Consider the following 26647-nt stretch of genomic DNA (forward strand, 5'->3'; position numbering starts at 1 on the left):
CCGACCAATTCAGAGGAAACGGATACATGACTCCCGTTGAGAACGTCGATCTGAGTGAAGTGAAAAAGTTTGAGGATCTGGCCCATCGCTGGTGGGATGCGGAAAGCGAATTCAAACCCCTGCATGAGATCAACCCGCTGCGACTCGACTTTATTGACGAGCGCGCCGCCCTGCCCGGCAAAAGAGTGTTGGACGTAGGCTGCGGCGGCGGCATTCTCAGCGAGAGCATGGCGCGTCGCGGCGCACATGTGGTCGGCATCGATATGGGCGAAGCGCCGTTGTCCGTGGCGCGTCTGCACGGACTGGAGTCTGGCGTCAGCGTGGATTATCGCCGCACTACTATCGAGGAGCTGGCGGAAGCCGAAGCGGAGTCTTTCGATGTGGTGACCTGCATGGAAATGCTGGAGCATGTTCCCGATCCCGCCTCAGTCATCGCCGCCTGCGCTCGCGTCGCCAAACCCGGCGCTGACCTGTTCTTCTCCACCATCAATCGCAATCCCAAGTCCTTTCTATTCGCCATCGTCGGCGCGGAATACGTGCTGAAAATGCTGCCGCGAGGCACTCACGAATGGAAGAAGTTCATCAAGCCCAACGAGCTGGCGGCCTGGTTGCGTCGCACTGATCTCGATCTGTGTGAAATGCGAGGCATGACCTACAACCCGTTACTGAAAGAATACAAGCTGGGCGACGACGTAGACGTCAACTATCTCATGCACGCGGTCAAACCGCTCAAGGACGCCTGATGACGGATACGCGACTTTACCGTCCGGAGGCCGTGTTCTTCGATCTCGACGGCACCCTGATCGACACCGCCCCCGACTTCTTTCGGGTGATGAACATGCAACGCAGTCAACGCGGCATGCCTGACATGGCGTACGAAGCCGTGCGTAAAACGGTGTCCGATGGAGCCCGCGCCATGGTGAAGCTGTCTTTCGCCATGGAAGAGACGGACGCCGATTTTGAGCCGCTGCGTCAGGAGCTGCTGGACCTGTATCTGCGCCACATCGCCGTCGACAGCCGCCTGTTCACAGGCTTTGAAGCGCTACTGACGTTGATGGAAGGCCAAGGAATTCACTGGGGGGTCATCACCAACAAACCCAGACTGTACAGCGAAGCGCTGCTGGAAGCGTTAGGGCTTAGCTCCCGCATGGCTGCACTGGTGTGCCCTGACGATGTCTCCCGCACCAAGCCGGACCCCGAGCCCATGTTGCTGGCTTCGCGCCTGGCTGACTGCGACCCGCAGAAATGCTGGTATGTCGGCGATCATATACGCGACATTCAGGCGGGCGCCAATGCAGGCATGCTCACCATCGCCGCCGCTTACGGCTATCTGGATGAGCCCGAGGCAGCCCTGGCCTGGAATGCGGACCACGTGGCGCACTCTGTGGAGGAAGTCGCCGCCCTGCTGAAACAAGTGCTTTGATTTCCCCTCGGGCGTTATAATCGAAAGTCACTGCACATTAAAGACAGATCACGACGAGAGAAAACACGCATTATGTATTCTTATCAAGCCCCCGCCGACCTTCTGCACGACCGCGTCATCCTGATCACAGGCGCGGGCGCTGGGATCGGCCGCGCGGCGGCGAAGACCTTCGCCCGACACGGCGCCACCATCATTCTCAGCGGCCGCACCACCAAAAAGCTGGAAGACGTCTACGACGAAATCGAAGCGGAAGGCGGCCCGAAACCCGCGATTTTTCCCGTCAATCTGGAAGGCGCGGTGGCGAAGGATTATGACGATCTGGCCAACGCCATCCGTGAAGAATTCGGCCGACTCGACGGACTGCTGCATAACGCCGCCATTCTGGGCCACCGCACCCCGCTGGAGCACTATGACCCGGACAGCTGGGCCCGCGTAATTCAGGTAAACGCCATGGCGCCTTTTCTGCTGACCCGCTCCCTGATGCCGGTGATCCGCGAGTCCGAAGACGCTTCGATCGTTTTCACTTCCTCCAGCGTCGGCCGCAAAGGCAAAGCCTACTGGGGCGCTTACGCGGTCTCCAAATTCGCCGTTGAAGGCATGATGCAGGTGCTGGCGGACGAACTGGATGACGCCGACAAACGCATTCGCGTCAACAGCGTCAATCCCGGCGCCACCCGCACCGCCATGCGCGCGCTGGCCTATCCGGCGGAAGACGCCACGAAAAACCCAACGCCTGAAGAGATCATGAACGTCTATCTTTACCTGATGGGTAAAGACAGCATTGGCGTTACTGGTCAGGCATTCAACGCACAAGGCGACTGATCTTACAGCTGTATTTCACGCCTTAATCAAGGTCTGCGCCAGTGCGCAGCGGAGAAGGAGCGATGAGCAACACAGCAAAATGGACAATCTTTGTTATCGCCGCAGGCCTCAGCGCCTGCGGCAGCACGCCCCCGGCAGGACTCGGGGCCCATGACGGACGCCTGACGCCCTGCCCCGAAAGCCCTAACTGCGTCAGCAGCTTCAGCGATCCCAACGACGCGGAGCATTTCATTACACCCCTTTACAACGACAAGGCGACGCAGATGTGGGAACGGCTGCCCACTGTTTTGGAAAATGCCGGCAATATCCGCATCACCCAACGCAAGCCCGATTATATCCGCGCGGAAGCCACATCATTCGTATTCCGCTTTGTGGACGATGTAGAGTTTCTATTAGATCGGCAGACAGGCGTGATACATCTGCGCTCGGCGTCCCGGCTGGGCTATCGGGATTTCGGCGTCAATCGGGAGCGGATGGAGGAAATCAAGGCGGCGCTACTTAGTGAGTAACGCCGCCGGCGCATGAGCTATTGCACCAGCTGGTCAATCACCAGATTGAGCGGCTCGTTTTGCGCGCGCAGTTGGATTGGGCCTACGACGCCCTGCAGGTCGCCTGGCTGAGGTTGCGGCGAACCGGATTTGGACACCCGCGCCACCACTTCCACCGTTTCAGCGGAGGACAGCTTCGCCATCGGCCCCATGGCCATGGAGTCATCTAATGTGACGCTGACAGGCAACTCGCCCACGGTTTTACGCACCACCGCCAACGGCATACGCGTACCATCCGCTGGGCGCGCAAGGATAAATACAGTGTCGCCAGGCTCAGCCTGACCATTCAGACTTTCACCCAGACTGACTTGCAGCTGCAGACTGGCTCCGCCCGCCGCCTGCGCGGGCTGCTGATTCGCCTGCTCCGCCGCCAGTTGCTCCGCTCTCGCTACGCCATTGCGAATCGCAGCGGCGTTAGGGTCATTTGGATTCAGTTCAATAATGCGACGCCAGAACTTAGCGGCTTCGGCGTAACGTTGCTCCTGGAACGCCGCCACGCCAAGAATACTCAGTGAACTCCCTTCGTTGGGGTCGGTTTTCAGGGCCTGCTCCAGAGCCGCCCTGACCGGAGCGCTCAAACGTCCTTCCTTGAAGAACAGCGCCTGTGCGCGCAATCCGTGAGCGCCGGCGGGGTTTTCGCCTTCCGCCGCAAGCAACTCCGCCAGGTGACGAAACGCTTCTTCCGCTTCCGCGTAGCGCTGCATGGTCATCAAGGAGCGCCCCAATAGCGCCCAGCCTTCCACATGGTCCGGCTGCTCCAAAAGACGATCGCGCAAGCGGCGCAAAATCTCTTCCGGATCATTGCCAGCCAGAGCCAATTGCAGGCGAGTCTCTTTCATCCACTCCACCTGACGCAGGCCTTTATAATCGCCAACCTGCTGATACATCACCAGCGCCGTCACCGGCACTCCCACAACTACCAGCACCAGCACCAGAATCTGGCGCATGCGGCTACTGCGGTACGCGGTATTCTGCGCGCCCGGCTCCGCGTCGTTCAACAGTGACTTTTCCAACTCAATATGCAGATCATGAAACTCCGCATCGCTGATTTGTCCGGCTTTCAGCTCCGCACGCAGCTCCGTCAGACGGTCTTCAAACAACGCCACGTTGGCGGTATCGCGACGCGCGCCAGCGCCCTGCGGACCGGATTTCAGGATGGACAACAAAGGAACGGCGATGATCGCTATCGCCAAAACCGCCAGAAGGACGATAGCCAGCCAGAATACTGTCATTCGGAATGCCTGTTATTTCTGCTCAGATTCTTCGGAAGAGGTTTGCTGCAATAAGGCCCGCAAGCGCGCCTGCTCTTCATCGCTCAATTCAGCAGACTCTCCCAGAGAGCGACGTCTGCGACGAGCGACGTACAACAAAATAGATAAGCCCAGGGTCACCACCGTCACCGGTCCCAACCACAAAGCGGCGGTTTGCGCATTCAGCCGCGGCCGATACAACACGAAATCGCCATAACGAGCCACCATGAAGTCAACGATGTCGTCATCGCTCTTCCCTTCTTCAATCATTCGATGCACTTCACGACGCAAATCTTTGGCGATGGGTGCCGTGGAGTCGGAGATATTCTGGTTTTGACACAGGGGACAGCGCAGCTCGTAAGTCAGTGTCTGATAGCGCTCGCGACCTTCGTCACTGCTGAACTGGTAATCATCAATCGCCCAGGCGGCAGAGGACATCCACAGCGCAGTCAGGCAGATCAGTAATCTTTGCGCGATCATGAACCAGGCTCCTCAACCGCATTGGCGTTCGCCATCTTCAAATTGCGCAGCATCGGCGCCAGGGTCTCCCGCCAGACTTTTTCGTTTACTACGCCCACATGGCGATAACGAATCACCCCAGCGGCGTCGATCACATAGGTCTCAGGCGCGCCATACACGCCCAGATCCAGACCCAAACGTCCTTCCTGGTCGAAAATCACAAAGCGATAAGGGTCCTGCAGCGTCTCAAGCCACTTCTTCGCCGCATCGCGATCATCTTTGTAGTTCAAGCCAATGATCGGAACATTGTATTCCTTGGCCAATTTAAGCAAATAAGGGTGCTCGACCCGACAGGAAGGACACCAGGTCGCCCAGACGTTGAGCAGCATGGGCTCGCCCTTAAGATCCGCAGGAGTCAGCTCCCGGCCAGGGTTGTACAGTTCGCCCAGCTTAAATGTCGGCACAGGCTGATCCTTGCGCGCCAACTCCAGCTTGGAGGGATCGTTGTCCATGTTCTGATTAAACAGAATGACTACCGCAACAAAGGCCAGCAGAGGAACAAATAAGAATAACCGCTTCATCACGCCTGCTGTCCTCCGAGCGCATCGGCGTCGCCACGAGGTTGCGCCTGTGCGTCGCTGCTATCCATGGCTTCCGCCGTTGACAGTTTGCGTTTCAGCTTGATGCGATAACGTCTGTCCGCCACCGCCAGGAAGCCGCCCCAGGCCATAAACACGCCCCCCAGCCACAGCCAGCGCACGAAAGGCTTATATTGGACGCGCATGGTCCAGGACTCATCTTCCAGAGACTCGCCCAGAGAAACGTAGAGATCCCGGAACAGGCCCGGATCGATGCCTGCTTCCGTCATAATATTACCGGATACCTGATAGCGGCGTTTTTCCGGATGCAGAACATGCAGCACGTCGCCGTCACTGTCGAGAATTGAGACTGTGGCGCGATCGCCGATAAAGTTAGGGCCGCGACGCTGGGTTTCTTCATCAAAACGGAAGGTGAAGCCCGACAGCTCAACCGACTGCCCTGGAGCCAAACGCACGTCCCGCTCCACGGTGTATTGCGACACCATGGTCGCGCCGACGATAGTCACCGCCAGGCCCAGATGCCCCAGCACCATGCCTTTGTAGCTCCGCGAGGTGCGCAGCCAGCCGCGCATACGTCCCTGCGAGGAGGCGCTTTTGAGCCACGCGTCGCGCAGGGTCGCTGCAAACAGCCAAACAGCGATGAAGACGCCAATAACCGCCATCAAATGAATTTCCCCGTACATCCAGGGAACCACAACGGAGGTAACGGCGCTGATCACCAGAAACATAGGGACAGGACCGAGTAGCTGCGCCGCCTTGGTGTCCTTCCAGTGACTGTACATGCCCACACCCATCACGATGACCAACAAGGGAACCAACAGGGAGAACATCAAATTGAAATAGGGTGCGCCGACGGAAATTTCTTTATCCATCCATTCCGCCACCAGCGGGGCCAGCGTACCGATTAACACGGTCAGCATAGCGACCACCAGAATGATGTTGTTGACCAGCAGGAACACTTCCCGGGAGGTTTCACTGAAACCAATGCGGCTTTTCACCACGGGCGCGCGCAGGGCGTACAGCAGCAGTGAGCCGCCAATGACCACGCCCAGCATCATGAGCACGAAGCGGCCCCGTTCAGGGTCTGCGGCGAACGCATGCACCGAGGTCAGAATGCCGGAGCGGACCAGGAAGGTGCCCAGCAGACTGAGTGAGAAGGCGAATATCGCCAGCAAAACCGTCCAGCTCTTGAAAACGCCACGCTTTTCCGTCGCCGCCAGAGAGTGAATCAAAGCCGTTCCCGCCAACCAGGGCATAAAGGACGCGTTCTCAACCGGGTCCCAGAACCACCAGCCGCCCCAGCCCAGTTCGTAGTAGGCCCACCAGCTGCCCAAGGCGATGCCTAGAGTCAAGAAGGCCCAGGCCACCGTCGTCCAGGGACGCGACCAACGCGCCCAGGCTGCGTCCAGACGACCGCCCATCAGCGCAGCCACCGCAAAGGCGAAAGCGACGGAGAAACCGACATAGCCCATATACAGCATGGGCGGGTGCACAATCAGCCCGAAATCCTGCAACAATGGGTTCAGGTCAGCGCCATCCTGCGGCGAATTCGGCAGGTAACGTAAGAAGGGATTGGAGGTCATCAGGATGAACAACATAAAGCCGATGCTGATCATGCCCATGACGCCCAGTACGCGCGCCACCATTTCCAGCGGCAACTGCTTGCTGAACTTGGCCACGGCGGCGGTCCAGCCAGTCAAAATCAGCGCCCACAATAACAGTGAGCCTTCATGGCCGCCCCACACGGCGCTGAATTTGTAATACCAGGGCAGCAGGCTGTTGGAGTGGCCCGCCACGTAGCGGACGCTGAAGTCGTCCCGCAAAAAGCTGGCGGTCAATGCGGCGAACGCCACAATCGCCATCAGAAACTGGGCGCCCGCGAGAGGGCGAGACAAGCGCATCCAAAGTCGGTCGCCAATCCAGGCGCCGGTGATAGGCACAAACGCCAACAGGATAGCGAAGCAAAAACTTAAAATCAGTGCGAAGTGACCCAGCTCAGCAATCATACGTCATTCCTTCAGTAAGTCTGTGCGGGCGCGGCGTCCTGCGCCTTGTCGAGCGCGCGCTGCACTTGCGGCGGCATGTATTTTTCGTCGTGCTTGGCCAGCACTTCCTCCGCCTGGAAAACGCCTTGAGCGTCCAGTTTGCCGGTGGCGACGATGCCCTGCCCCTCTCTGAAGAGGTCTGGCAGGATGCCGGTGTATTTGACATTAACGTTGTTGTTGTAATCCGTCACGGTGAAAGCGACCGCCAGGGATTTCCCATCTCTGTTCACGCTGCCGTCAACCACCATGCCGCCCACGCGAATGCTTTTATCGATAGGAGCGGCGCCTTGCACCACTTCGGTAGGGTTATAAAAGTGATTCACGTTGTTGCTGAGCGCGGTCATGATCAAACCGACCGTCGCGCTGACGCCGATCACCAGGAATGACACGATAATTAAACGCTGCTTGCGCTTGGGATTCATTGGGACGCCTTCTCCCTTCTATACTGCTGGGACAATCTTTTGACGAGGCTGCCGCGTTTTAGTTTCGGCGCAGCCAGGTTATACAGGAACACCAGTCCACCCGCGCCGTAGGCCAACCAGACGTATAGACCATGGCCGCCCATTGCGAAAAATTCATTGAGGCTTTCGAAGTTCATACTTTCCCCTCTTTCGCCAAGAGCTCGCGGACCCATAGGGTACGGCGTTCGCGTTCGATTATCTCATTACGACTTCGTAAGAAAAGCGAATAGCCGAAGAAGCAGTAGACCCCTATCACCATCACCAGCAACGGCGCCCACATTTCCACTGGCATATCGGGCTTTTCCGTCAGTTTGAAGGTGGCGGGCTGATGCAGGGTGCGCCACCACTCTACGGAGTATTTGATGATGGGAATATTCACCACGCCTACCAGACTCAGCACCGCCGCGGCTCTGCCTGCGGTGATCTTGTCTTCGATAGCGGCTTCCAAAGCAATAACGCCAAAATACAGGAACAGTAAAATCAACATAGCAGTGAGGCGCGCATCCCACTCCCACCAAGTACCCCAGGTCGGTTTGCCCCAGACCGCGCCGGTAAATAAAGCGAGAAAACAAAAAGACGCGCCAATCGGCGCCGCGCATTTCAACACCACATCCGCCATTTTCATGCGCCAGACCAGACTGACAAAGCCGGCGACCGCCATGATCATATAACAGGACTGCGCCAGGATGGCGGCGGGCACGTGTAGATAGATAATGCGGAAGCTATTGCCCTGCTGGTAGTCCTGAGGCGCAAACGCCAGGCCCCAGACAATACCAATAGGCAACAGGATCATGGCGCCCCAACCCAGCCAGAACGACCACACCAAGCTGCGCTCGTAAAACCATTTGGGCGATCCCCACCGGTGAAACCACTGTTTAAATGCTTCCCACATAATCGCTTCTGTTATCTGTATCCAAGCCATTCAGTCCGCCGCCGCATCGCCTATACAAGGCGTCGCGCCAGCCTGTTTTATTGTCTCAGTTGGAGACGCTGATTTTAAGCGCAGCCGCCGCGGCGAATGGCGCCAACGTCAGCGACAGCGCCAGTATCGCGCCCAACATAGCCAGCGTGGCGGTGTAATCCATACCGGCCGCTGCGCTCTGCACCATACCGGTTCCGAAGATCAGCACGGGAATATACAGGGGCAGCACCAACAATGAAATCAAAACCCCGCCTACGCGCAACCCCACAGTCAGGGCCGCGCCAATGGCGCCAATCAGACTGAGAACCGGCGTGCCCACCAATAGCGACAGCATCAGAACGCCGAGCAAGCTTTCATCCACATGCAGCATCAGCGCCAGCACCGGGCTCAGCAATATCAAGGGCAGCCCTGTCGTCAGCCAGTGCGCGAAGACTTTCGCCAGAACCAGAATAAACAGAGGCTGAGGCGCCAGGGTCAACTGCTCCAGCGATCCGTCTTCATGATCCGCCCGAAACAAGGCATCCAGAGAAAGCAAGGTCGCCAGCAGCGACGCCACCCAGACCACGCCCGCCGCCGCCGGGGCCAAAAAGCTCTTTTCCGGTGAGACGCCAAGCGGAAACAGGCTTACCGCCATCACAAAGAACACCAGCGGATTGGCCAGCTCTTGAGGACGTCTGAACGCCAGCATCAAATCCCGTTTCACTACGGCGCAAAAGCCCGCCCATACGCCTACTTCCGTCAAGACGCAGCCCCCAATTGAATGCGACGCACTTCGCCGGATAAATGCAAACTGTGGTGAGTAGTCAAAATCACCGCGCCGCCGATGTTGGCTTTTTCACGCAGCAACGCTTCCAGCTGGGCCACCCCTTTTTTATCGATGGCTGTGAAAGCTTCATCCAACACCCATAAAGGCGCAGAGGAGACATGCAAGCGCGCCAGGGCGGCCCGCCGCTGTTGGCCAGCGGATAAACTATTGCAGGGTGAATATTCATAGCCAGCGAGGCCGACCGTTTCTAATGCCGCCATCATGCGCTCTTCATTCACGTCTTCACGTTGAGCGCACCAGGCGCGGAGATTTTCCAGCGGGGTCAACAACTCCTTAACGCCGGTTTTATGGCCCAGGTACAGCAGTGAGGAAAGAAACTGTGGGCGCGCCTGCGACATACGTTCGCCACGCCAGAACAACTCGCCCTGACGCAATGGAGCCAGTCCGCATAGAAGTTTGAGTAAGGTGGTTTTTCCAGCCCCGTTGGGGCCTTCAATCTGCACGACGTCCCCGGGATCGACGGAGAAGGACAGGTTTTCGAACAGGATACGGTCATCTCGCTCGCACTGGAGATTCTTGGCCTCAAGCAGAGGAGTTTGACCTGTCATAATTACTAAAGCAGCCTCTTGTGTGCGCCTCTGGCGTGCAGAACAACGCGGAACAACCGGAAATAAAGCGGCGCAAGAATAACAAATTGGCGCTTTTTCCGAAAAGTCGTCAACAATAACGGAAAAGAGTTAGAAAAGTGGCCCGCTCGCGCTTAAGCTTTGTAAAAACGGGCGCATTATAGCCCAGCTTTCCCCGGATGGTCAGTGCATAGCCCTGATTAAGATCATTTTATTGTGGGAGAAATGTTAAAAAGCGATGAAAGTTCAGCCCGACGCCGCGGCGGCGCCCACTCGCACCAGCTCTCTCCCTCCTAAGATACAGGCGGAACTGTCCGCTATCGTGCAGAAAGTCGGCAACCTATTCTCCGCTCGCATCACCGATATCTCTCCTTCTCCCAGTCCTACAACGTCCAGTCCTACCCCCAACGCGCAAGCCTCCGCCACGCCGTCCTGGCGTTTGATAATGAGCGCTGAAGGCTTGCCGCAGCCACTGCAAACTGACATCCGCATGGCGCAACTTCCTCAGGACTGGCTGGTCGGCAAGGTGCTGCAACTACAGGTCACCGCATTGGGCCTGAAAGTCGTCGACGCTCTGGCTCCGCCGCAAACAGAGCCCGCGCAGGCGCTGCTCGCCACGACATTACAAACGTTGTCCAAGTGGCTGCCCTTACAGGGAGATCTTCGCCGTAATCTGGAGGCGTTAGTGCGACTGTCCTCTGATACGCGGTTGCCGAGAGACCTCGCGCAAACGCTCGATAAACTGAACCAGGCGCTACCAACGCCGCCGCGAGTCAGCGAAGCTGGGGGGCTGAAACAGGCGATTCAGCAATCCGGCGCGGGGCTGGAGCGTCATTTACTACGAACGCTGGCGGAAAACCGCGCAGCGACGCCCGACAAATCCGTCACACCCTCTGGCGCTGAGCCACGCCTGTTGAGCGTCGCGCCCCAGGACATCAAGGCATTGCTGACGGTAGCGCTGGGCGCCACGCTGGCGCAACTCAATCGTCTTCCTGATAGCCCGCTTCCCGCCAACTGGGAACAACTGGTTAGCTGGCTAACCCGACAGACAGCGGAGCAACCTGGCATGGCGACCGGTGGACATCCACTGCAATTTCCGCCGCCAATGGGACGCGAAGGCGGACGGCCTCCCCTGCCCGCCAACTTGGACGCCGGCGAAATGTTGCGCGCTCTGGCGCAGGCCACCGCACGTCTGCATAGTCACCAATTGAACGCCTTGCAACAAAATCTCAGCGCGGGGCCTGACCAAACCGGGGCGCAAGTGTGGTTTGTGGAGGTGCCTGTCGCCGCTCCACGCATGGATAGCATTCAGATGCGCTTTGAAAAAGAGCAGCGCAACGGCGCTAAAGACAACAAGAAAAGCCGCTGGAAAATCGTACTCGCCTTCGACCTGGAGGGACTCGGCCCCATGCAAAGCCAGGTCCTGTATACGGAAGGAACGGTGTCCGCCACATTCTGGGCGGTGGAGCAAAAGACTCTGGGACTGGTCACGGAAGAGTTGCCGCGTCTGCGCAAAGGTCTGCAAGACTGGGGCCTTGAAGTGGGCGACCTGGCGGTGCGTAAAGGCGCGCCGCCAACGCCTTCCGCACCGATTTCCCGCCAACTGATCGACGAACGCGCATGACAAAAAAACAACAGGACACGCAAGACAATCACTCCCAGGAAACGTCTCAAAACGACGTCCAGCAGGCCATTGCCCTGTTTTACGATGGCAAACAAGCGCCCAAGGTTTCCGCCAAAGGCGAAGCGGACCTCGCGGAGGAGATCATCGCCATCGCCCGGGAGCATGGCGTTCCCTTGTATGAGAATCCAGAGTTGGTGCGTTCTCTGGCGCAACTGGATCTCGGCGATGAAATACCTGAGTTGCTGTATCGCGTTATCGCGGAAATTATCGCCTTCGCCTATCACATTCAGGGCAAAACGCCGGAAGGCTTTCAACCGCCGCCCAATGCTGACAGCGACGCGCCATAATACACTGGGACCGCGATCTTGCTTCGTCAGCTCTCAACGCAGCGGAATCAATCGTTTACACTATCAACCCTGAGGACACATAGCTTTCTTCTGCTTGTCCGCTATTTGTCCGCGCATATTTTCTGCAAACCGTGGTTTATCTAATGGATATTGATCTGCGGCTGAACTTGCCAATGACTTGCTGAACCGCCATTTCGATGGAGGCCAAGCAAATGGGGCGTTGGCAAGTACGTTTTATTTCACTGAGAACAAGGCTGAATTATGGACTCTAAAACCCAAACCGAAATTGAAGCAGCGGTGTTTCGCCGACTGGTCAAACATCTGCAGGACAACACTGAGGTTCAGAATATCGATTTAATGAACCTCGCCGGCTTCTGTCGCAACTGCCTGAGCAAATGGTATCGCGCCGCGGCGGAAGAACGAGGAGAACAGGTGGAAGACGCCGCAGCCAGGGAAATCGTGTACGGCATGCCTTACGATGAGTGGAAAGCCAAACATCAGAAACCTGCGAGCGAAAGCCAGCTCAAACAATTTGAGCAAAATAAACCCGAATAGCTTTCCTCGATTCAGGCTCGGGGCGACGCCAATGAGCCTGAATCACCCTCCTTAGAGAAAGTTTTGCAAAGCCATTGCAAAACTTGCAGTCGCAGTGTTCTCTCTTCTGAACAAAACTTACTCTCCCAATGTCCTTATACACACATAACAATTTGATATATAAGCAATTTTAAAATATTTTCAAAACCTGGCCCGGTTTCTGCTGTATTCAGGGAAAGCAACTAAACCTAGGAGAGGTTATGAATCAGCACGCTAAAAAACTCGACCTGACTGCTACATCCCCCGATATGGGCATTAAAGAGAACAAGGCGGACTCAGTCGCCGACAAACTGGCGCGCGTGCTCGCCGACACTTACAGCCTGTACCTCTACACCCAATACGCCCACTGGAACGTCCGGGGCATGAGTTTCTTCGCACTGCATGAGTTGTTTGAGAAGCAATACAAAGAGCTCGCCGAAACCATCGACGATATCGCCGAGCGCATGCGCGCCATCGGCTACAAAGCTCCCGGCACCCTGTCCCGCATGGCGGAATTTTCCACGATTTACCCCAAAGAAGAGCGGACAGCGACGGCTTTGATTAAAGAATTGATTTCCGCCCATGAGGGCACAGTCGCAAGCTGTAGAAAGTGTATCGCCGCGGCGCAAAAGGCCGAGGACTTTGCGACGGAGGACCTTATGGTCAATAGACTGACTTCCCACGAACAGGCTGTCTGGATGTTGGGCAGCCTTCTCGAGGAGTAATCCTCGCCCTATCCCACCCAAACGATACCCTCCACATTTATCCTACCTTCCTTTTTTTGGCCACTTCGGTGGCCTTTTTTTATGAGAGGACGGTGGAGCGCTACGCCGCCCGAGGGTAAAGCCGGCACGATTTCTGCGTTACCAGTTCCAGATACTCAGACGTAGAGAGGGTTCGCCCACATCGTCGTATTTGTTGTATGAACAGATTAAGGATTAAGCAATGGACATAATAGAATTTGAAAAAGCCGTCGACATTGTCTGGTCTTCCATTCAGGAATGGGCGGAAACCGCACTGGCCAACCTGCCTAGCGCCATCGTGGCCCTGGTGTTTTTCTTCCTGTTTTTATACATAGCCAAAGCCGTATCCAACCTCACCCAGCGGGTGCTTGTGCGTTCGTTGGATTCAGTGGAAGTCGCCAATCTGCTTTCCACCATCGTGCATATTGTATTGGTTGCAATCGGCGTCTTCGTCTCACTGGGCTTTGTGGGATTGCAAGGCACCGTCACCTCACTCCTCGCCGGGGCCGGGATCATTGGTCTGGCGTTGGGCTTTGCGTTTCAGGACCTCACCGAGAACTTTATCGCCGGGATATTCATGGGCGTTCGCAAGCCATTTCGGGTGGGAGACATCGTGGCGACGGCAGACATTATGGGTACTGTAGAAGCGATTAATCTGCGCAATACCCATATACTGACGTTTTCAGGACAACGGGTCATTCTTCCCAATAAAGCCGTCTTCACCAACAAACTGACGAACTTCTCCACCACCCGTCAACGCCGCCTGGAAATCCAGGTCGGCATTTCTTACGCCGACGACATCGACAAAGCCGCCAAGGCCATCACCAAAGCCATCGATGCTCTGAATTTCAACCGCAACGGCACGGAAACCCAGGTATTCGCCACCGGCTTCGGCGACAGCAGCATCAATTTGGTTGTGTGGTATTGGATCGATTATCCCACCGGAAAAGTGGACTTCATGACCGCCCAGCACAAAGGCGTCGTGGCCGTGAAGAAAGCGCTGGACGAAGCCGACATCCTCATCCCCTTCCCGATTCGCACACTGGATTTTGCGGCGAAAGGCGGCTTGCAGCTTGATCAGATTATCAGCACTCGTACTGAAGAGGTGGAGTCTTCGGCAGCTTAAACCAGCATGCAGGGAGCAATTCAAAATAATAGCCGTCCTCTTGCGCCGCTAATTCAGAGATATGAGGACGGCCCACCTCAGAAATGAAACTCAAGAATGTCTTCACTGCCTTGATAGATTTGTAATAAGCCCGATTTCAATTCCTCGAACCTGTTGAAGCCTTCCTTGAAGTAAAAGTACATCGATTTACCATCTGTCATCGCCACACGAATACCATCGTTGCCGACCACGCATTTCTTTATGCAGTTAAAATCGCCATTAATTTGGTCATCAAACTCAAAATAGATTCCATCCTCGGAACCAGTATCCTCAGTCAACCCTCTCTGCCAGAGCATATATCCATCATCACAACCTTCTACGCCCACAATGAGGACATCGTTTTCAATCGTTACAACTTCATACTGGTTGCTCATGTTGTAGCTCGCGTTAATTTTATTGATTTACTTCCAACAATCTGCGCAATTTATGCTCCATACCCCGATTATATTTATCTGTGTATGTCTTAAACTCCTGAATATCGGCGAGCCATTTCGCTATATACTCTGCATGAGCCTTACTGGACTCCGTCTCCAGCAGCCACAGCCGCTCATACTCACGAATCCTTCCTTTCAGTGAATTATATTTTTTATAGCAGGGCTCACAGAGAACTTTTCCGTAATACACTTTTCAGTACTTCTGCCTCGTGCTTTTGTTGTTCCGCAGACCAGACAGCCTCCTTCTTACATTTCCGGCACACGTACTGAATGTCGTAATAAAAATCAAATAGTGGGTCATGAAAGTCATGAGAGTTTTTAACAGCTTCAGGCCAAAGCTCTTTATTGGCCTTTATTTTATTTGGTTTTATTTCAGACATACGATCTACTTAATCATTATGCAGGACATCCGCGAACACCTTTCACTTTCCTTTTGAGGTTACCCACAGCGACCTGTGTTTGGTAATAATCGCGTCAATCTTACCTTCTTGCGCCAGTTGCTTTAAGCCATGATTGAAGTCCTGTGAGGTTTTCAAAAAATTCTTCGCTTTCTTGGAAAACATCAGGTATTGGTTTTCCACTTTGATCGGAGGGTCTAGCCAGATGAACTTGTTGACGGAATCGGGAAATTCCGTGTTGATAATATACTGCCCCATAAACTTATCAATCAGCACAAGATCAATCCAACCACGGGAAAGGCTAAGGATATTCTGGCGGTCTTCGGTGACTTCAATGGTATTCAATCTGGCCTGTTCAAACTCAGGCGGATTCACGTATCCCCGCACCACGCCTATTTTGTATGGCTGTAAATCATTCAGTACGACATAAGAAATATTACGCTCCCTGAGAGCATAGAAACCCAACTCATTGGCTGGAAGAGGATCTGAAAACTCAAACCACTGCTCCCGGTTTTTGCGATACCACCCAGTGTAGACCCCATCAAAATCACCAGCCTGCGCCATGCCATAAGCTCTTTTCCAGGGCAAAAATTTTACCTCCACGTCATACCCGACTCGTTGAAAGGCCGTAGAGATGATCTCCGAGATAAATCCCTTACTCTCTAAATGCTCGCCGTAATAAGGAGGATACTCAGTCGCGGCCAGTACCACCTGGCGCTGCGCGGCCTCTGCGACGTTGAGGATGTCCAGGCATATAAATACCGCAATGAGGCGATAGAAAAGCTTCTTGGCCCTACCTCGATCAAAACAACGCGGCCAGCAAGAGCTTCCTATACATGAGAAAGGTTTACAGTAGCGCTTGGTTTTCCGCTGATTATTATGTGGAAGGGTCATACCAGAGGGCGTTTTTCGCTTATGGTTATTATCAGCAAATATAGCAGCAGTGACGATTTTTCGTACGCAGAAAAGACCAGCGTGCACAGGTCCATCAAAGCCACACCAAACCTCGACACCGACCCAAATTAAACCAAACAGACCTGAAAAGGCCGCCCGGCACTGTAAATCAGGCAAACCCAATACTTTGTAAGTTCTGCAAGCCTTTTACCCAAGATTACCAGCCAAACGGAAAAAACGTACAAATTTACGCCAAAATGCGCATAAAAAGCGCTAAATTCGGTAAAAATAACTTGGCACGCTTCTAGCTATCTCTTAAGTGACAACGAGGCATAGAGACCTGTTACCCGGTCTCGATAGAGATCCGGGACTTTAAAAGATAGAAAAGGAGATCGTTATGAAAACGCCAAAAATTTTTATCAAGAAACCTGCTTATGCTGCTCTGATCGCTGCGACTCTGGCTGGCGCTATGACCGTGGCCCCTGCTTACGCGGCAGGCGACAAAGTTAAGAAGGAAGAAACTGTCGGTCAGAAAGCGGAAGAAATGAGCCAGGATGCGAAGAAGTATTTCAAGGACGGTTGGACTGAAGGCAAGATTGAAACCGCCATTCTGTTCAACGAAAACCTGAGCACGTTCGAGATTGACGCTTCCGTGAATGGCTCCAACGCGACGCTGGTGGGAACAGTCAGTTCCGAAGTGGAAAAAGAGCTGGCGGAACAGATCGCTCTGAGCGTAGAAGGCGTTAAGGATGTGGATAACCAATTGCAGGTAGCCTCCACGCCCGCCAAAAAGGAAAACGCGGATAACGACAGCTTTAAAAGCTCCGTGGCTGACGCCACTATTACCGCTAAGGTGAAAATGAAGCTGCTGGCCAACGAGTCCGTCGCCGGTCTTGATATTGATGTGGATACAGAAGGCCGTGTGGTAACGCTAAATGGCGCGGTGGATTCAGAAGCAGAGAAGGATCTGGCGGAAAAACTGGCCAGCAATGTTGACGACGTGGATTCCGTTGAAAACAAGTTGATGATCAACTAATTCATCGCACTCCATGCGCATGGACATCAGCAGGGCCCGAAGCCTCACGGCTTCGGGCTTTTTTTCGCCAGTGTAAGGATAGCAAGCAGGTCTACTTCAGGGAGTTCAACGCGGAATAACAACACTGAACCCGGCTTACCACCGGACCATGGCTCCCCGCACATCCACATGAATAAATGGACCGTGATAACTATTAGCGGAATATACGCCCAACCCGCCGATGAAGGATTTGTACTCCGGCGTTTCAGCAAATTTCTCAATCAGCTGCGCCAGATACTCCGCGTCATCTTTGTCGACTTTGCCGTCCTTGTTAAGGTCGTCCATTTTGCCGTCTTTGGGGTCCTCGTCGATAAAGACATCCGCCGCCCCGCCCCATTGATGACGACTATACATCGCGTTGCGAATGGATGTGTTGTAGTACGGGGTGCGAAAGCCGCTCATAATAACGAAAGAAGAAACCGGCACACCTGCGGCATTCACCTGCTCCGTCAAATACTCCAGCTTAAGCAGCAGCTTTTCCCGCAGCACCAGAAACTTGGGGAACTCCGAGGGTTGCCGACATAGAAACTGCTCCAAACGGTAATTGGGCGTCAGCTCGATATCCAGCATATCCTTGGTGACTTCGAGGTAGCCGGGAGGCGGAAGATAGATCGCCTGGTTGAGGTAGGCCTCACTGGGATAATGACCTATCTGATAGCCACTCAGCATCCCCTCTTCGACTTGGTTCGCCGGCACCAACACAAACAGGTTTAGGGTTATCTGCGCCCCGGTGGAAGACCTGCGAATAGTCAAACGACTCACCCCAGGATGCGCAGGAGCGGTCCAGCGATAACGATCGCCGGGCTCCTTGACGACATCGCCCTGGCCGCTTATTTCAATCTGCTCGCTCTCCGGCAGATTAATTTTGAAGACAAATTCTTCTGACGCCTGCAAAAATACGGACATAACCCGATAATCACTGGTTTCGCCTTTGAAACTGATACTGAAGTCGACTTTACCGGGTTCAAATCCAAAAGCACGGGTCATCAGCAGACAGAGCGCAATGACCGTTAGTGCTCTAACCATTCATTATCCTCCGGCGCTAGCGTTTTGCCTTCAAACGCCATTTGCAGTCGGGCGTCTCTTCCGTATACATCCTTACGGAATTGCGCCACGCCGGAGTCATCCATCCAGGCGGTCCAATATTGCAGATGCACTGGAACCGGGCTCGGTAAACGCAGTGTGGTCGGCTCCCCCGACGCAAGTATTTTGTCCAGCTCGATGCCGGTTCTTTTCTTACTGCCGATCAAGGCTGCAGCCAATTCCAGGGGCCGCTCCAGACGGATACAGCCTGAGCTGAAGGCTCGCTGTGATTTGTAGAACAAGCTTCTGCTTGGCGTATCGTGAAGATACACATTAAATTCATTGGGAAACATAAACTTGATACGCCCTAACGCATTCATGGGGCCCGCCGCCTGTTGCAGGCGATAGGGAAACTTGCCGCCTTTGACTTCTTCCCAGTTGATAGTTTCAGGGTCCAGGGCGGCCTCTTCCCGTCCCCAGCCTTTGTATACCCTGAAGCCCATTTTGCTGATAAATTCCGGGTCTTCGATAAAACGCTCCAGCATATCTTCTTCCGCGATCTGGGTGGGGACTTCCCACAGCGGGTTCACCACCAGATAAGTCATCAACCCACTGAAAGCAGGCGTACGACGATATGGCTTACCCACCACTACACGCATACTCAGTTCGGTGCGGCCGTGATCCACCAGATCCAGGCGGTAATCGGCGATATTCACCACCACATAACGGTCGCCCAGATTCGTTGGGGTCCAGCGGCGACGTTCCAGATTACTGCGCACCTGTTCGATACGCTCGGAAATTGGCGTATTCAGCATCGCCAGAGTCTCTTTTCCGACGATAGCGTCAGGCTTCAGGCCATGACGCTCTTGGAAAAAGCGGACGGCTTTTACCAGGGCTTCGTCAAAAAGGGTCTCATCATCCCCCGCGGAGGTATCAATCATCGGCCGTTCCATGTCGCCGCTGGCGATTAAGCGACGGCGCAATTCAATGACTCGCGAATCGGACTGGCCGGGTCGCAGCGTCGGACCGTAAGACACCATAGGCCAACCGCCCTGGGCTTCCGTTTCGCGCAGATCCGTCAGCAGTTGCGACAGGCCCTGGTAAACTTCCGGCGTCGGCACCATGGCGCCCATGTCCTCCAGCAGACGATCCTCGGCAATCGCCTGATACAGACGAGGAGCCAGCTCGCCGCTAGTGCGCTCTTCACGCCAGACGGAATCGATCGACCTGGGGTCAAAGCGGCCGGTCAGACGGTCACTGGACAGCGCCACCATAGCGTCGGTCAGCAGCAGCTCCAACTCAAACGCGCGCCCGAATGTTTCAGGTCCCGCCCGGTATTGTCCCAACAGCTCTGACAAAACCGCAGTGTGATATCTTTGCGACGGCAAGCCTTCCTGATCGGTATGCTCAAGCGTCCTCACTAATGCATAGGCGCGCTCCGTCAGGGTTTCATCCGCAAACCAAACGGGCTTGTATAAACTCATGTCGTAAATCTGCCGAACTTCGGCGGGATGCAGCATTTTTTGCTGAGAGGGAAAAGATAATGGCTGGCCGGCGGCGGCCCACTCCAATAATTGCGACGGCAAGCCTGCGATCGGGCTCGCCTGGGTCATCGTCACCCACAGGGACAAGATGCAACACCAAGTCCAGCGTGGTAATACAGACGTCACTTGGTTCTACTCCTTAAGATTCAGCGGTCTTACCAGATAGATATTAAAAACCGGGGCCGGCTTTATAACGGGCGCCATTATAAGCGGTTGTATGAATACTATCTATATTAGCTGATTCAACAGGAGGTCGCCTGCACCTGGCGGGAAGGTTCGTTAGCCCAGGGGGAAAACTTCAAAGCGACGCGAAAACGCCCTGTCGCAGCGTCATAATCCCAGCGCTCAAGGAGCGTTAAACGACGGTCTCGCTTAACAACTATACGATTGAAAGAATTAGGTTTTCCGCTGCGCACACGGGTCGACGTCGCCGTCCCCGCCTGCATGACGAAAACACCCGATGGAGCCTCCGGGAAGCTCTCCCGTAAAGGCAAAATGAAGGGATAGTGAATGTGGCCGCCAAGCACCAGATCCACCCCTGCTTCGATCCAGGCTTTCAACGCATATTCGCGACCAATGAGCAGGTTTTTCTGATCGGACGGCAACACTACCTGACAAGGGTGGTGCGCGACCACAACCCGCAGCTTGTCTGGCGCGGAGGCCAACCGACGGGCCACGGCGTCAGCTCTTTGCGGACTGATCTCTCCATCCACATGGCGATACTTATGGGTGGTGTTTACACCCACGACCAGCGCCAGATTATTCTCAAATTCCGGCTCCAGATTCGCCCCAAAAATTTCACAATATTTTTTATATGGCGCCGTCAAACGGGTCCAAAGATTAAACAGAGGGATATCATGATTTCCCGGTACGGCTAAAACATGATCAGCCTGAATTCTCTCTAAAAAGTTCCGTGCAGCGGCAAACTGAAGGCGTGTGGCGCGCTGGGTAATATCGCCGGAGAACAGAAGCAACTCCGGGCGCATGTCATTGAGAGCCTGCACCAATGCTTCCTGTACATTCCAGTCCTCCGTACCGAAATGGAGATCAGACAGCTGAATAATCTGCATAACGAATCAATTGACGTTTTTATCTGGGTCTGGCAGAGCCACGAATAGAGCGGCGCTTGGCAGCGCCCGCATCCTCACGGGCGTAGAGACATTACGAATCTCACCGTCCACTACAACCCGCAGCGACTTGCGGTGAGAGTCAATTTGCAGCTCTCGACAGACTATATGTTCATAGTACTCCGGGCTCTCCGGCATGCCCAACGCCATGCGCCCCAGCAGCTTCATCAACTGCAGACGCTCCTTGGCTTTAAGCACAATGGCGACAAAACCCTGATCATCCGCCGCTTTCTCATCCTGCAGGTTTAACAGCTCCAACTGCATACGACTGATGGTGCTAAACAGCAGCGGCGTATTAATGGCGCGGGAGAATCCTTCTGAGGTTAATTTCATTCGCTGTGGCCTGGCCTGAGTCAGACAGGTCCATATGCCGGACAAAAACGCCACCCAGCGAAAGCGTCCAAACCGTTTTTGATGCGACTCACGCGCCTGAATAATGCGGGGATACAGTCCCAGACTGGCGTTTACCGCGAACAGTATGTCGTTGACCTGGTACAAAGGAATCGCCTTAACCACGCCATTGAGCGCAATGTCCAAGGCCTCCGCAAAGTTCTCCGGCAACTTATGTTCTTTCGCGAACAGGTTGAAAGTGCCGCCGGGAACAACAGCGAAGGTCACCCGATGCTCCAGAATGTGGGGTAAGGCGGCGTTAATCGTGCCGTCTCCGCCAACCACAACCAGCACAGCCTGGTTCTCCTTTGCTTCCTGCGCCGCCCTGCGAATAGTTTCCTGCAGACCGATGCCCTGACGAATGCTGTGCGTAGACAATATTCGATCTCTCACACTGGCTGGCGCTGACTCCAGTTGCTCCATTGAGTCTCCGGAACGTCCCTTGCCGGAGCCGAGGTTAACCAGCATCACTAGCTTACGCTCTACCGTAGGAACGTTATGTCTTTTGATTTCAGCTACTTGCATAGTGGTTACCATTTATAGCGCCAAGGTTGCGCCTCCTGAAAATTCCGTTATTCCATATCCGTTTTACAACCATAAAAAAGGGCCGCCGATCAGCTCTCTTACGAGTTCATCGGCGGCCCCACTCCGCCAGGACTCTTTACTACGTCAAGGGCTCTTAACAATCCTGGTCTCTTGCGTTGACGCCCTCTTTAACGCTTTCACATGCGTCTTCAATGCTATTGCCGGCGTCGTTCAGAGCTCTATCCACCTCTTCGCCGATTTGCTCCGCTTCGCCATCGCCCGCATCACAAGCGGTCAGTGAAAAAGCTAACGGGGCGGCTATAACCATTGCTTTCAACAGGTTGGTGAATGTAGTCATTGTCATCTCCTCGTTTCCTAACAGTTGTTTTGTTTCATTGGCGGCGTCCTACCGCTGCCTTTCCTCTGGATCTCAATTACAGCTCTATAATCGGTTTCTGCGGAATCCTCCGGCGATGATGCTGATTACGAAAAGCACCAGGAAGATAACGAACAGAATCTGTGCAATATCGGCAGTCGCTGCTGCAATGCCGGTGAATCCAAGTACGCCTGCTACCAGCGCTACGACAAAAAATACAATTGACCAATACAACATATCCTTTCTCCTTACTTGTTTCCGAACTCAACAGGTAATAATCAGAACTTGGACCAACTTTATTTTTTATCTTATTTATCAATGAATTAATTTAAAAATAAGGCGTTAATGGAGGAGACAAGTCGAGGCGATCACATGTAAAGCTTACAAACCCACTGCAATTATGGGTGAAGCGAGTGAGTCCAATGGGCACAGACGTGAGAAAGCACATCTAAGCGCCCACAATCGCATGCGCAGACGGAATGAACAGCGCTAAACAGTGCAGATAGACGTGTGTAGGAAGGAAAATATAGCGTGCAGAAAAAGGCGGGGCCGTCTGCGGTCACTAACAGACGGCCCCTATAGCAGAACCGGACTAACGTACGGAGCGGCTAATAAGGCGCAGCCCGAAGGCTGCGTAAATCGCTTTTCTAAGGGGATGGATCAGCTTTCGACGAACGCCCGCTCGATAACATAGTGTCCAAGATCACCTTGACGGGCTTCAGTGAAGCCGCGGGAATCAAGGATGGAGCAGGTGTCTTTCAACATGCTGGGGCTGCCGCACACCATGAAACGATCATATTCAGGGTCCATCTCCGGCAGACCGATGTCGGAAAACAGCTTGCCGCTTTCCATCAAGTCTGTGATACGGCCCTGTGTGGGGTAATCTTCACGGGTAACGGTGGGGTAATAAATCAGTTTTTCCTGCACGAGTTCACCGAAGAATTCGTTCTGCGGCAGTTCGTCGCGAATCAGCTCCTGATAAGCCAGCTCGGAAACATAACGCACGCCATGGGTTAGAATGACTTTATCAAAGCGCTCATAGGTTTCCGGGTCTTTGATAATGCTCATGAATGGAGCCAGGCCGGTGCCGGTGCTGATCAGGTATAAATTGCGCCCCGGCAACAGATGGTCCACGACCAGAGTGCCAGTGGGCTTGCGGCTCATGATGATCTCATCGCCGACGCTGATTTTCTGCAAACGGGAAGTCAAAGGACCGTCTGGCACTTTGATGCTGAAGAATTCCAGTTCTTCTTCGTAGTTGGCGCTGGCGATGCTGTAGGCGCGCATCAGCGGACGGCCGCTGTCTTGCTCCAGGCCAATCATAATAAAATGTCCGTTTTTAAAACGGAAAGACGGATCGCGACTGGTGGTAAAGCTAAACAGAGTGTCGTTCCAATGACGCACGCTGGTGACCGTTTCTTTACGCATTCCTGACATAATCTGCATTGACTCCTGATAAAGGCGCTAAAGTTTTCATTGATCGATATTTAACCCGAGTATAATCTATCTGTAAAACAGGATTATTCAATAACTCTTATCGGATTTATCGATAATGCACTACACCCTGCGACAATTGGAAATATTTCTGGCCGCCGCTCACTTTGAGAACATCACCCAGGCCGCCAAAAGCCTGTCCATGTCTCAATCCGCCGCCAGTGACGCGCTGCGCAATCTGGAGTCCCAATTCAATATTCAATTGTTCGACCGCATCGGCAAAAGCCTCCAGCTCAACGAACTGGGGCGCATGCTGCGTCCCCGGGTGGAAGCGCTGATAGAGCGCGCTCGCGACCTGGAATTGGACTTTCAACAGCATACGGATATCGGATCACTGAAAGTGGGCGCCACGCTGTCCATCGGTAATTATCTGGCGGTCAGCATCATGGCGGATTTCATGCAGCAACATCCCGGCGCCAAGGTATCCCTGGAGGTGGCCAACACCACCACTATCGCAGGCAAGGTGCTTAATTTTGAATTAGATGTGGGCTTGGTGGAAGGGGAAATCAATCACAATGAGCTGGAAGTGATCCCCTGGCGCGACGATGAACTGAAAATCTTCTGCGCGCCCGACCACCCGCTGGCGCAAAAGAAAGTCCTGAGCGACGCAGATCTGGTGCGCGCCAGTTGGATATTAAGAGAGCGGGGTTCGGGAACCCGACAAGCGTTCGAGTGGGCGATGCACGGCATTCTTCCTGACCTGAAAGTGTCCATTGAGTTACAGCACACCGAGGCGATAAAGCGGGCTGTAGAGGCCAACCTGGGTATTGGTTGCCTCTCGCGGGTAACCCTGGTGGACGCCTTCAAGCGCGGCAGTCTGGCGCCGCTGGAAGCGCCGCATCGAAATTTCCAGCGCCGCTTCTACTTTATTCTGCATAAAGAAAAGTACCGCAGCGCCGGTATCGAAAACTGGCTGGAGTTATGTCGCCAGCTTACTTGAGACAGACAGGAGCACTGGACGTCTCAGGTAAAGTTAACCCCATACAAAAACAAATCAACATCGTCATTGGGAAGTCGGGTGGTCTTCTCCATCGCCATACCGATCTTCTCTAAAAGCCGAATTGAGCTGGCGTTGCTCTGGTCCACAATGCCGACAATGCGGCTCATACCCAGTTTAGTCGCGCCAAAATCCAGCACCGCCTTGGCCGCCTCGTAGGCGTATCCCTGCGAACGAAATTGCGGCATGAACGCGAACCCGATATCCACATCGTCCAGCCCTTCGCGCTTGATCAATCCGCACATTCCTACTGGAGCGCCATCCTGCTTAAGCTCAACCAGATAGAGACCGAACCCTTCCCTTTCATACATCGCCAACGGACCCTTTTGGATATACTGACGCGCGCCCTCCAGCGTTCTTATCCCACGGTCGCCGATAAAACGTATCCATGATGGGTCGTTCAACAGCGCCAGAATGAAATGGTCATCCTCCAGTCGCAGCCAACGGAGCGTTAAACGCTCTGTCTCCAATACCTTCATAGTTATAACCGCCTGTTTATTATTTATTCTATCCAGATTCTTTCAGTGCACGGTTCAATGACACTATTGGACACTGACCAGTACCTTTTCCACCCACCCCGGATCGTCAGGAGCGACGATTACAGAGCGACACCCCTGACGCTCACATTCAATTCCCACACCGGGCAAGTCGTCAATCATCAGATCAATGCCAAACAGCCTGGGAGCCTTGCTGAAGCGAGAATAACGCTGATTAGCGGCGACGGCTTCACGATGATCATCCTGATTAACCACCTCCCCTATTCTGACGCCCCATAAACGAAACCAGGCCTTGACGAGCCAGGGTTTACGCAGAGAGGTGGTATATATCCAGATTTCATGGTCTTTGGCCAGTGTTTGCATGAGCGCCGGTGCACCTGTGCGCAAGGCTTCACGGAACCATAATCCTGCCGGCGGCCCTAGTCGACGCTCTCCGACCGCAAAGGGGCCCGTGGTGGGAATCAAGGTGTCATCCAGATCAAATGCTATACGCACGCCATTGCCCCGCTGCAATAAAACTTTTGCGAAACCCCTGCGGAGTCACGCCTTTATGCTTCTTGAACAGACGGTTGAAGTTGGAAAGATTATTAAACCCGGTCTGTTCCGCGATGAGCGCTATCGGCGCTTCGCTGTTGATTAATTTTGAACAGGCCTGCCCCAGGCGAATCTGGGTCAAATACTGATTAAAGCTTTGATTCATATGCTTGCTGAAAAAACGGCTGAACTTACTGACGCTCATGTTGTGCCGTCGCGCCATGTCTTCGACCGTCAGCTTATCAGCGAACGCCTGATGAGCAGCGTCCAACATGCCGTCCAGAATATCCTGTTCCCGCCGATTGGTGACGCCGGAATAAAAATTCGCCGACGCCAGCGGACGATAAGGCGTCTGCGCCAGATCTCCCAACAATGAAAGCAGCGTAAGCAGACGGCGCCGCGGGTCTTGCTCTGGAAGCCCTGTAAACAGTCGATCCACCGCTGTGTAGTCAGTTGGCCGAAAACGCAAACCACGTCGACTTTGTCTCAGTATCTCGCCCAGATCGCTATACTCGGGAAAGCTCTCCAACAAGCGATCCACCCACTGCTGATTGAACCACAACACATACACCGTATGCGGCGCTTTTTCGTCAGGACGCTGTGAGGAGCGCCAGCTATGGGGCAGATTAGGACCTATCAACACCAGATCGCCGGATTCATAGCGATCCACATGATCGCCCACATAACGCTGACCGGCGCTGTTCAGGGTGTAGGTAAGCTCGTATTCAGGATGGTAATGCCACTGAAAGGGCAGTTCGTCCAGTTGACGCAGAAAAAAGCGCCAGGACGCGTCTTCTGGATATCTGACTTTTTCATATAGCGCTTTCATAGCCTTTCGCCGCACCGCTGAATTGTCTGGCCATCATCGCAAAACCCTCATCAGAGTCATACTATTCTGGCTACAGAATCTATAAGAATGACCGAAAAGTATCATTCTCCGCCCTATTTCCACAACCTGCCCCCGGT

33 protein-coding genes are annotated in these 26647 nt (G+C 54.2%); 11 read left to right on the forward strand and 22 right to left on the reverse strand.

The features are described 5' to 3' along the window. Window positions 1-26: 26 nt before the first annotated feature. The 4 genes from ubiG (at window position 27) to ONV78_RS10290 (ending at window position 2754) form a co-directional block, all read left to right on the forward strand. On the forward strand, window positions 27-743 hold the full coding sequence (ubiG, locus tag ONV78_RS10275; protein WP_279503059.1) for a bifunctional 2-polyprenyl-6-hydroxyphenol methylase/3-demethylubiquinol 3-O-methyltransferase UbiG: 717 nt from the start codon (window positions 27-29) through the stop codon (window positions 741-743). After that, a complete protein-coding gene (locus ONV78_RS10280; RefSeq protein WP_279503060.1) occupies window positions 743-1423 on the forward strand; it encodes an HAD-IA family hydrolase in 681 nt (226 codons plus the stop codon). Before ubiG ends, ONV78_RS10280 begins: the two co-directional genes overlap by 1 nt. Before the next feature lie 72 nt (window positions 1424-1495). Then, the gene (locus ONV78_RS10285) at window positions 1496-2245 is read left to right on the forward strand and encodes a YciK family oxidoreductase (protein WP_279503061.1); all 750 of its coding nucleotides are present in this window, start codon (window positions 1496-1498) and stop codon (window positions 2243-2245) included. Between the two features lie 62 nt (window positions 2246-2307). Then, window positions 2308-2754, forward strand: coding sequence for a DUF1499 domain-containing protein (locus ONV78_RS10290; RefSeq protein WP_216739665.1), 447 nt, complete (start codon window positions 2308-2310; stop codon window positions 2752-2754). Window positions 2755-2771: 17 nt separating this feature from the next. Here ONV78_RS10290 and ccmI read toward each other — a convergent pair whose 3' ends face one another. The 9 genes from ccmI to ccmA form a co-directional block, all read right to left on the reverse strand. Then, complete coding sequence (gene ccmI, locus ONV78_RS10295; protein WP_279503062.1) at window positions 2772-4025, reverse strand: c-type cytochrome biogenesis protein CcmI; 1254 nt, start codon at window positions 4023-4025, stop codon at window positions 2772-2774. Window positions 4026-4037: 12 nt separating this feature from the next. Next, entirely contained in the window at window positions 4038-4523 is a 486-nt protein-coding gene (locus ONV78_RS10300; protein WP_279503063.1) for a cytochrome c-type biogenesis protein CcmH, read from the reverse strand. Further along, on the reverse strand, window positions 4520-5083 hold the full coding sequence (locus ONV78_RS10305; protein ID WP_216739681.1) for a DsbE family thiol:disulfide interchange protein: 564 nt from the start codon (window positions 5081-5083) through the stop codon (window positions 4520-4522). Before ONV78_RS10305 ends, ONV78_RS10300 begins: the two co-directional genes overlap by 4 nt. Beyond that, a complete protein-coding gene (locus tag ONV78_RS10310; protein WP_279503064.1) occupies window positions 5083-7107 on the reverse strand; it encodes a heme lyase CcmF/NrfE family subunit in 2025 nt (674 codons plus the stop codon). The genes ONV78_RS10305 and ONV78_RS10310 overlap by 1 nt, the downstream gene beginning before the upstream one ends. Window positions 7108-7118: 11 nt before the next feature. Then, window positions 7119-7568, reverse strand: a complete 450-nt coding sequence (gene ccmE, locus ONV78_RS10315) for a cytochrome c maturation protein CcmE (RefSeq protein ID WP_216739669.1) — start codon at window positions 7566-7568, stop codon at window positions 7119-7121. Next, on the reverse strand, window positions 7565-7744 hold the full coding sequence (ccmD, locus tag ONV78_RS10320) for a heme exporter protein CcmD (protein ID WP_216739670.1): 180 nt from the start codon (window positions 7742-7744) through the stop codon (window positions 7565-7567). The genes ccmE and ccmD overlap by 4 nt, the downstream gene beginning before the upstream one ends. Beyond that, the gene (locus ONV78_RS10325) at window positions 7741-8499 is read right to left on the reverse strand and encodes a heme ABC transporter permease (RefSeq protein WP_216739671.1); all 759 of its coding nucleotides are present in this window, start codon (window positions 8497-8499) and stop codon (window positions 7741-7743) included. Before ONV78_RS10325 ends, ccmD begins: the two co-directional genes overlap by 4 nt. Window positions 8500-8584: 85 nt before the next feature. Further along, window positions 8585-9271, reverse strand: a complete 687-nt coding sequence (gene ccmB / locus ONV78_RS10330; RefSeq protein ID WP_279503068.1) for a heme exporter protein CcmB — start codon at window positions 9269-9271, stop codon at window positions 8585-8587. Further along, on the reverse strand, window positions 9268-9903 hold the full coding sequence (gene ccmA / locus ONV78_RS10335) for a cytochrome c biogenesis heme-transporting ATPase CcmA (protein WP_279503070.1): 636 nt from the start codon (window positions 9901-9903) through the stop codon (window positions 9268-9270). Before ccmA ends, ccmB begins: the two co-directional genes overlap by 4 nt. A gap of 256 nt (window positions 9904-10159) precedes the next feature. Between ccmA and ONV78_RS10340 the strand changes: the two genes are divergently transcribed. The 5 genes from ONV78_RS10340 to ONV78_RS10360 all read left to right on the forward strand — a co-directional run bounded on the left by ONV78_RS10340 (window position 10160) and on the right by ONV78_RS10360 (window position 14334). Continuing rightward, window positions 10160-11545 (forward strand): flagellar hook-length control protein FliK, encoded by a 1386-nt coding sequence (locus tag ONV78_RS10340; protein ID WP_279503071.1) that lies wholly within the window; start codon window positions 10160-10162, stop codon window positions 11543-11545. Further along, on the forward strand, window positions 11542-11892 hold the full coding sequence (locus tag ONV78_RS10345) for an EscU/YscU/HrcU family type III secretion system export apparatus switch protein (protein ID WP_279503072.1): 351 nt from the start codon (window positions 11542-11544) through the stop codon (window positions 11890-11892). The genes ONV78_RS10340 and ONV78_RS10345 overlap by 4 nt, the downstream gene beginning before the upstream one ends. Before the next feature lie 261 nt (window positions 11893-12153). Further along, window positions 12154-12447 carry a DUF1244 domain-containing protein gene (locus ONV78_RS10350; RefSeq protein WP_279503073.1) on the forward strand — a complete coding sequence of 98 codons (294 nt, stop codon included), beginning with the start codon at window positions 12154-12156 and terminating at the stop codon, window positions 12445-12447. 239 nt (window positions 12448-12686) lie between these two features. Next, a complete protein-coding gene (locus ONV78_RS10355; RefSeq protein ID WP_279503074.1) occupies window positions 12687-13190 on the forward strand; it encodes a DNA starvation/stationary phase protection protein in 504 nt (167 codons plus the stop codon). Window positions 13191-13410: 220 nt separating this feature from the next. Next, window positions 13411-14334 carry a mechanosensitive ion channel family protein gene (locus ONV78_RS10360; RefSeq protein ID WP_279503075.1) on the forward strand — a complete coding sequence of 308 codons (924 nt, stop codon included), beginning with the start codon at window positions 13411-13413 and terminating at the stop codon, window positions 14332-14334. A gap of 77 nt (window positions 14335-14411) precedes the next feature. Here the strand turns inward: ONV78_RS10360 and ONV78_RS10365 are convergent, their stop codons facing one another. From ONV78_RS10365 to ONV78_RS10375, 3 genes are all read right to left on the reverse strand, one after another. Further along, window positions 14412-14747 (reverse strand): hypothetical protein, encoded by a 336-nt coding sequence (locus ONV78_RS10365; RefSeq protein WP_279503076.1) that lies wholly within the window; start codon window positions 14745-14747, stop codon window positions 14412-14414. A 224-nt stretch (window positions 14748-14971) separates the two neighbouring features. After that, window positions 14972-15187 (reverse strand): zinc-ribbon domain containing protein, encoded by a 216-nt coding sequence (locus tag ONV78_RS10370; protein ID WP_279503077.1) that lies wholly within the window; start codon window positions 15185-15187, stop codon window positions 14972-14974. 42 nt (window positions 15188-15229) lie between these two features. Further along, window positions 15230-16276, reverse strand: a complete 1047-nt coding sequence (locus tag ONV78_RS10375; protein ID WP_279503078.1) for a transporter substrate-binding domain-containing protein — start codon at window positions 16274-16276, stop codon at window positions 15230-15232. Between the two features lie 220 nt (window positions 16277-16496). Here ONV78_RS10375 and ONV78_RS10380 point away from each other — a divergent pair, with 220 nt between their 5' ends. Next, window positions 16497-17135 carry a BON domain-containing protein gene (locus ONV78_RS10380; protein ID WP_279503079.1) on the forward strand — a complete coding sequence of 213 codons (639 nt, stop codon included), beginning with the start codon at window positions 16497-16499 and terminating at the stop codon, window positions 17133-17135. Window positions 17136-17270: 135 nt separating this feature from the next. Here ONV78_RS10380 and ONV78_RS10385 read toward each other — a convergent pair whose 3' ends face one another. From ONV78_RS10385 to ONV78_RS10415, 7 genes are all read right to left on the reverse strand, one after another. Beyond that, complete coding sequence (locus ONV78_RS10385) at window positions 17271-18200, reverse strand: hypothetical protein (protein ID WP_279503080.1); 930 nt, start codon at window positions 18198-18200, stop codon at window positions 17271-17273. Further along, window positions 18185-19867, reverse strand: coding sequence for a L,D-transpeptidase family protein (locus ONV78_RS10390; RefSeq protein WP_279503081.1), 1683 nt, complete (start codon window positions 19865-19867; stop codon window positions 18185-18187). Before ONV78_RS10390 ends, ONV78_RS10385 begins: the two co-directional genes overlap by 16 nt. A gap of 116 nt (window positions 19868-19983) precedes the next feature. Continuing rightward, complete coding sequence (locus ONV78_RS10395) at window positions 19984-20811, reverse strand: metallophosphoesterase (protein WP_279503082.1); 828 nt, start codon at window positions 20809-20811, stop codon at window positions 19984-19986. A gap of 6 nt (window positions 20812-20817) precedes the next feature. Beyond that, window positions 20818-21783: a diacylglycerol kinase family protein gene (locus ONV78_RS10400; protein WP_279503083.1), complete on the reverse strand. Its 966-nt coding sequence runs from the start codon at window positions 21781-21783 to the stop codon at window positions 20818-20820. Window positions 21784-21937: 154 nt separating this feature from the next. Beyond that, window positions 21938-22141 (reverse strand): hypothetical protein, encoded by a 204-nt coding sequence (locus ONV78_RS10405; RefSeq protein ID WP_279503084.1) that lies wholly within the window; start codon window positions 22139-22141, stop codon window positions 21938-21940. Window positions 22142-22225: 84 nt separating this feature from the next. Further along, on the reverse strand, window positions 22226-22396 hold the full coding sequence (locus ONV78_RS10410) for a DUF1328 domain-containing protein (RefSeq protein ID WP_011398159.1): 171 nt from the start codon (window positions 22394-22396) through the stop codon (window positions 22226-22228). A 423-nt stretch (window positions 22397-22819) separates the two neighbouring features. Then, window positions 22820-23596, reverse strand: coding sequence for a ferredoxin--NADP reductase (locus ONV78_RS10415; RefSeq protein ID WP_127974537.1), 777 nt, complete (start codon window positions 23594-23596; stop codon window positions 22820-22822). A 115-nt stretch (window positions 23597-23711) separates the two neighbouring features. Here ONV78_RS10415 and ONV78_RS10420 point away from each other — a divergent pair, with 115 nt between their 5' ends. Continuing rightward, entirely contained in the window at window positions 23712-24593 is an 882-nt protein-coding gene (locus ONV78_RS10420) for a LysR family transcriptional regulator (protein WP_279503085.1), read from the forward strand. Window positions 24594-24616: 23 nt separating this feature from the next. Here the strand turns inward: ONV78_RS10420 and ONV78_RS10425 are convergent, their stop codons facing one another. The 3 genes from ONV78_RS10425 to ONV78_RS10435 form a co-directional block, all read right to left on the reverse strand. Continuing rightward, window positions 24617-25129, reverse strand: a complete 513-nt coding sequence (locus ONV78_RS10425) for a GNAT family N-acetyltransferase (RefSeq protein ID WP_279503086.1) — start codon at window positions 25127-25129, stop codon at window positions 24617-24619. Window positions 25130-25192: 63 nt separating this feature from the next. Then, entirely contained in the window at window positions 25193-25642 is a 450-nt protein-coding gene (locus ONV78_RS10430; RefSeq protein WP_279503087.1) for a hypothetical protein, read from the reverse strand. Next, window positions 25626-26510 (reverse strand): AraC family transcriptional regulator, encoded by an 885-nt coding sequence (locus tag ONV78_RS10435; protein WP_279503088.1) that lies wholly within the window; start codon window positions 26508-26510, stop codon window positions 25626-25628. Before ONV78_RS10435 ends, ONV78_RS10430 begins: the two co-directional genes overlap by 17 nt. Between the last annotated feature and the right edge of the window lie 137 nt (window positions 26511-26647).

It is taken from the genome of Hahella sp. CR1 (genome assembly GCF_029813005.1).
GTDB lineage: Bacteria > Pseudomonadota > Gammaproteobacteria > Pseudomonadales > Oleiphilaceae > Hahella.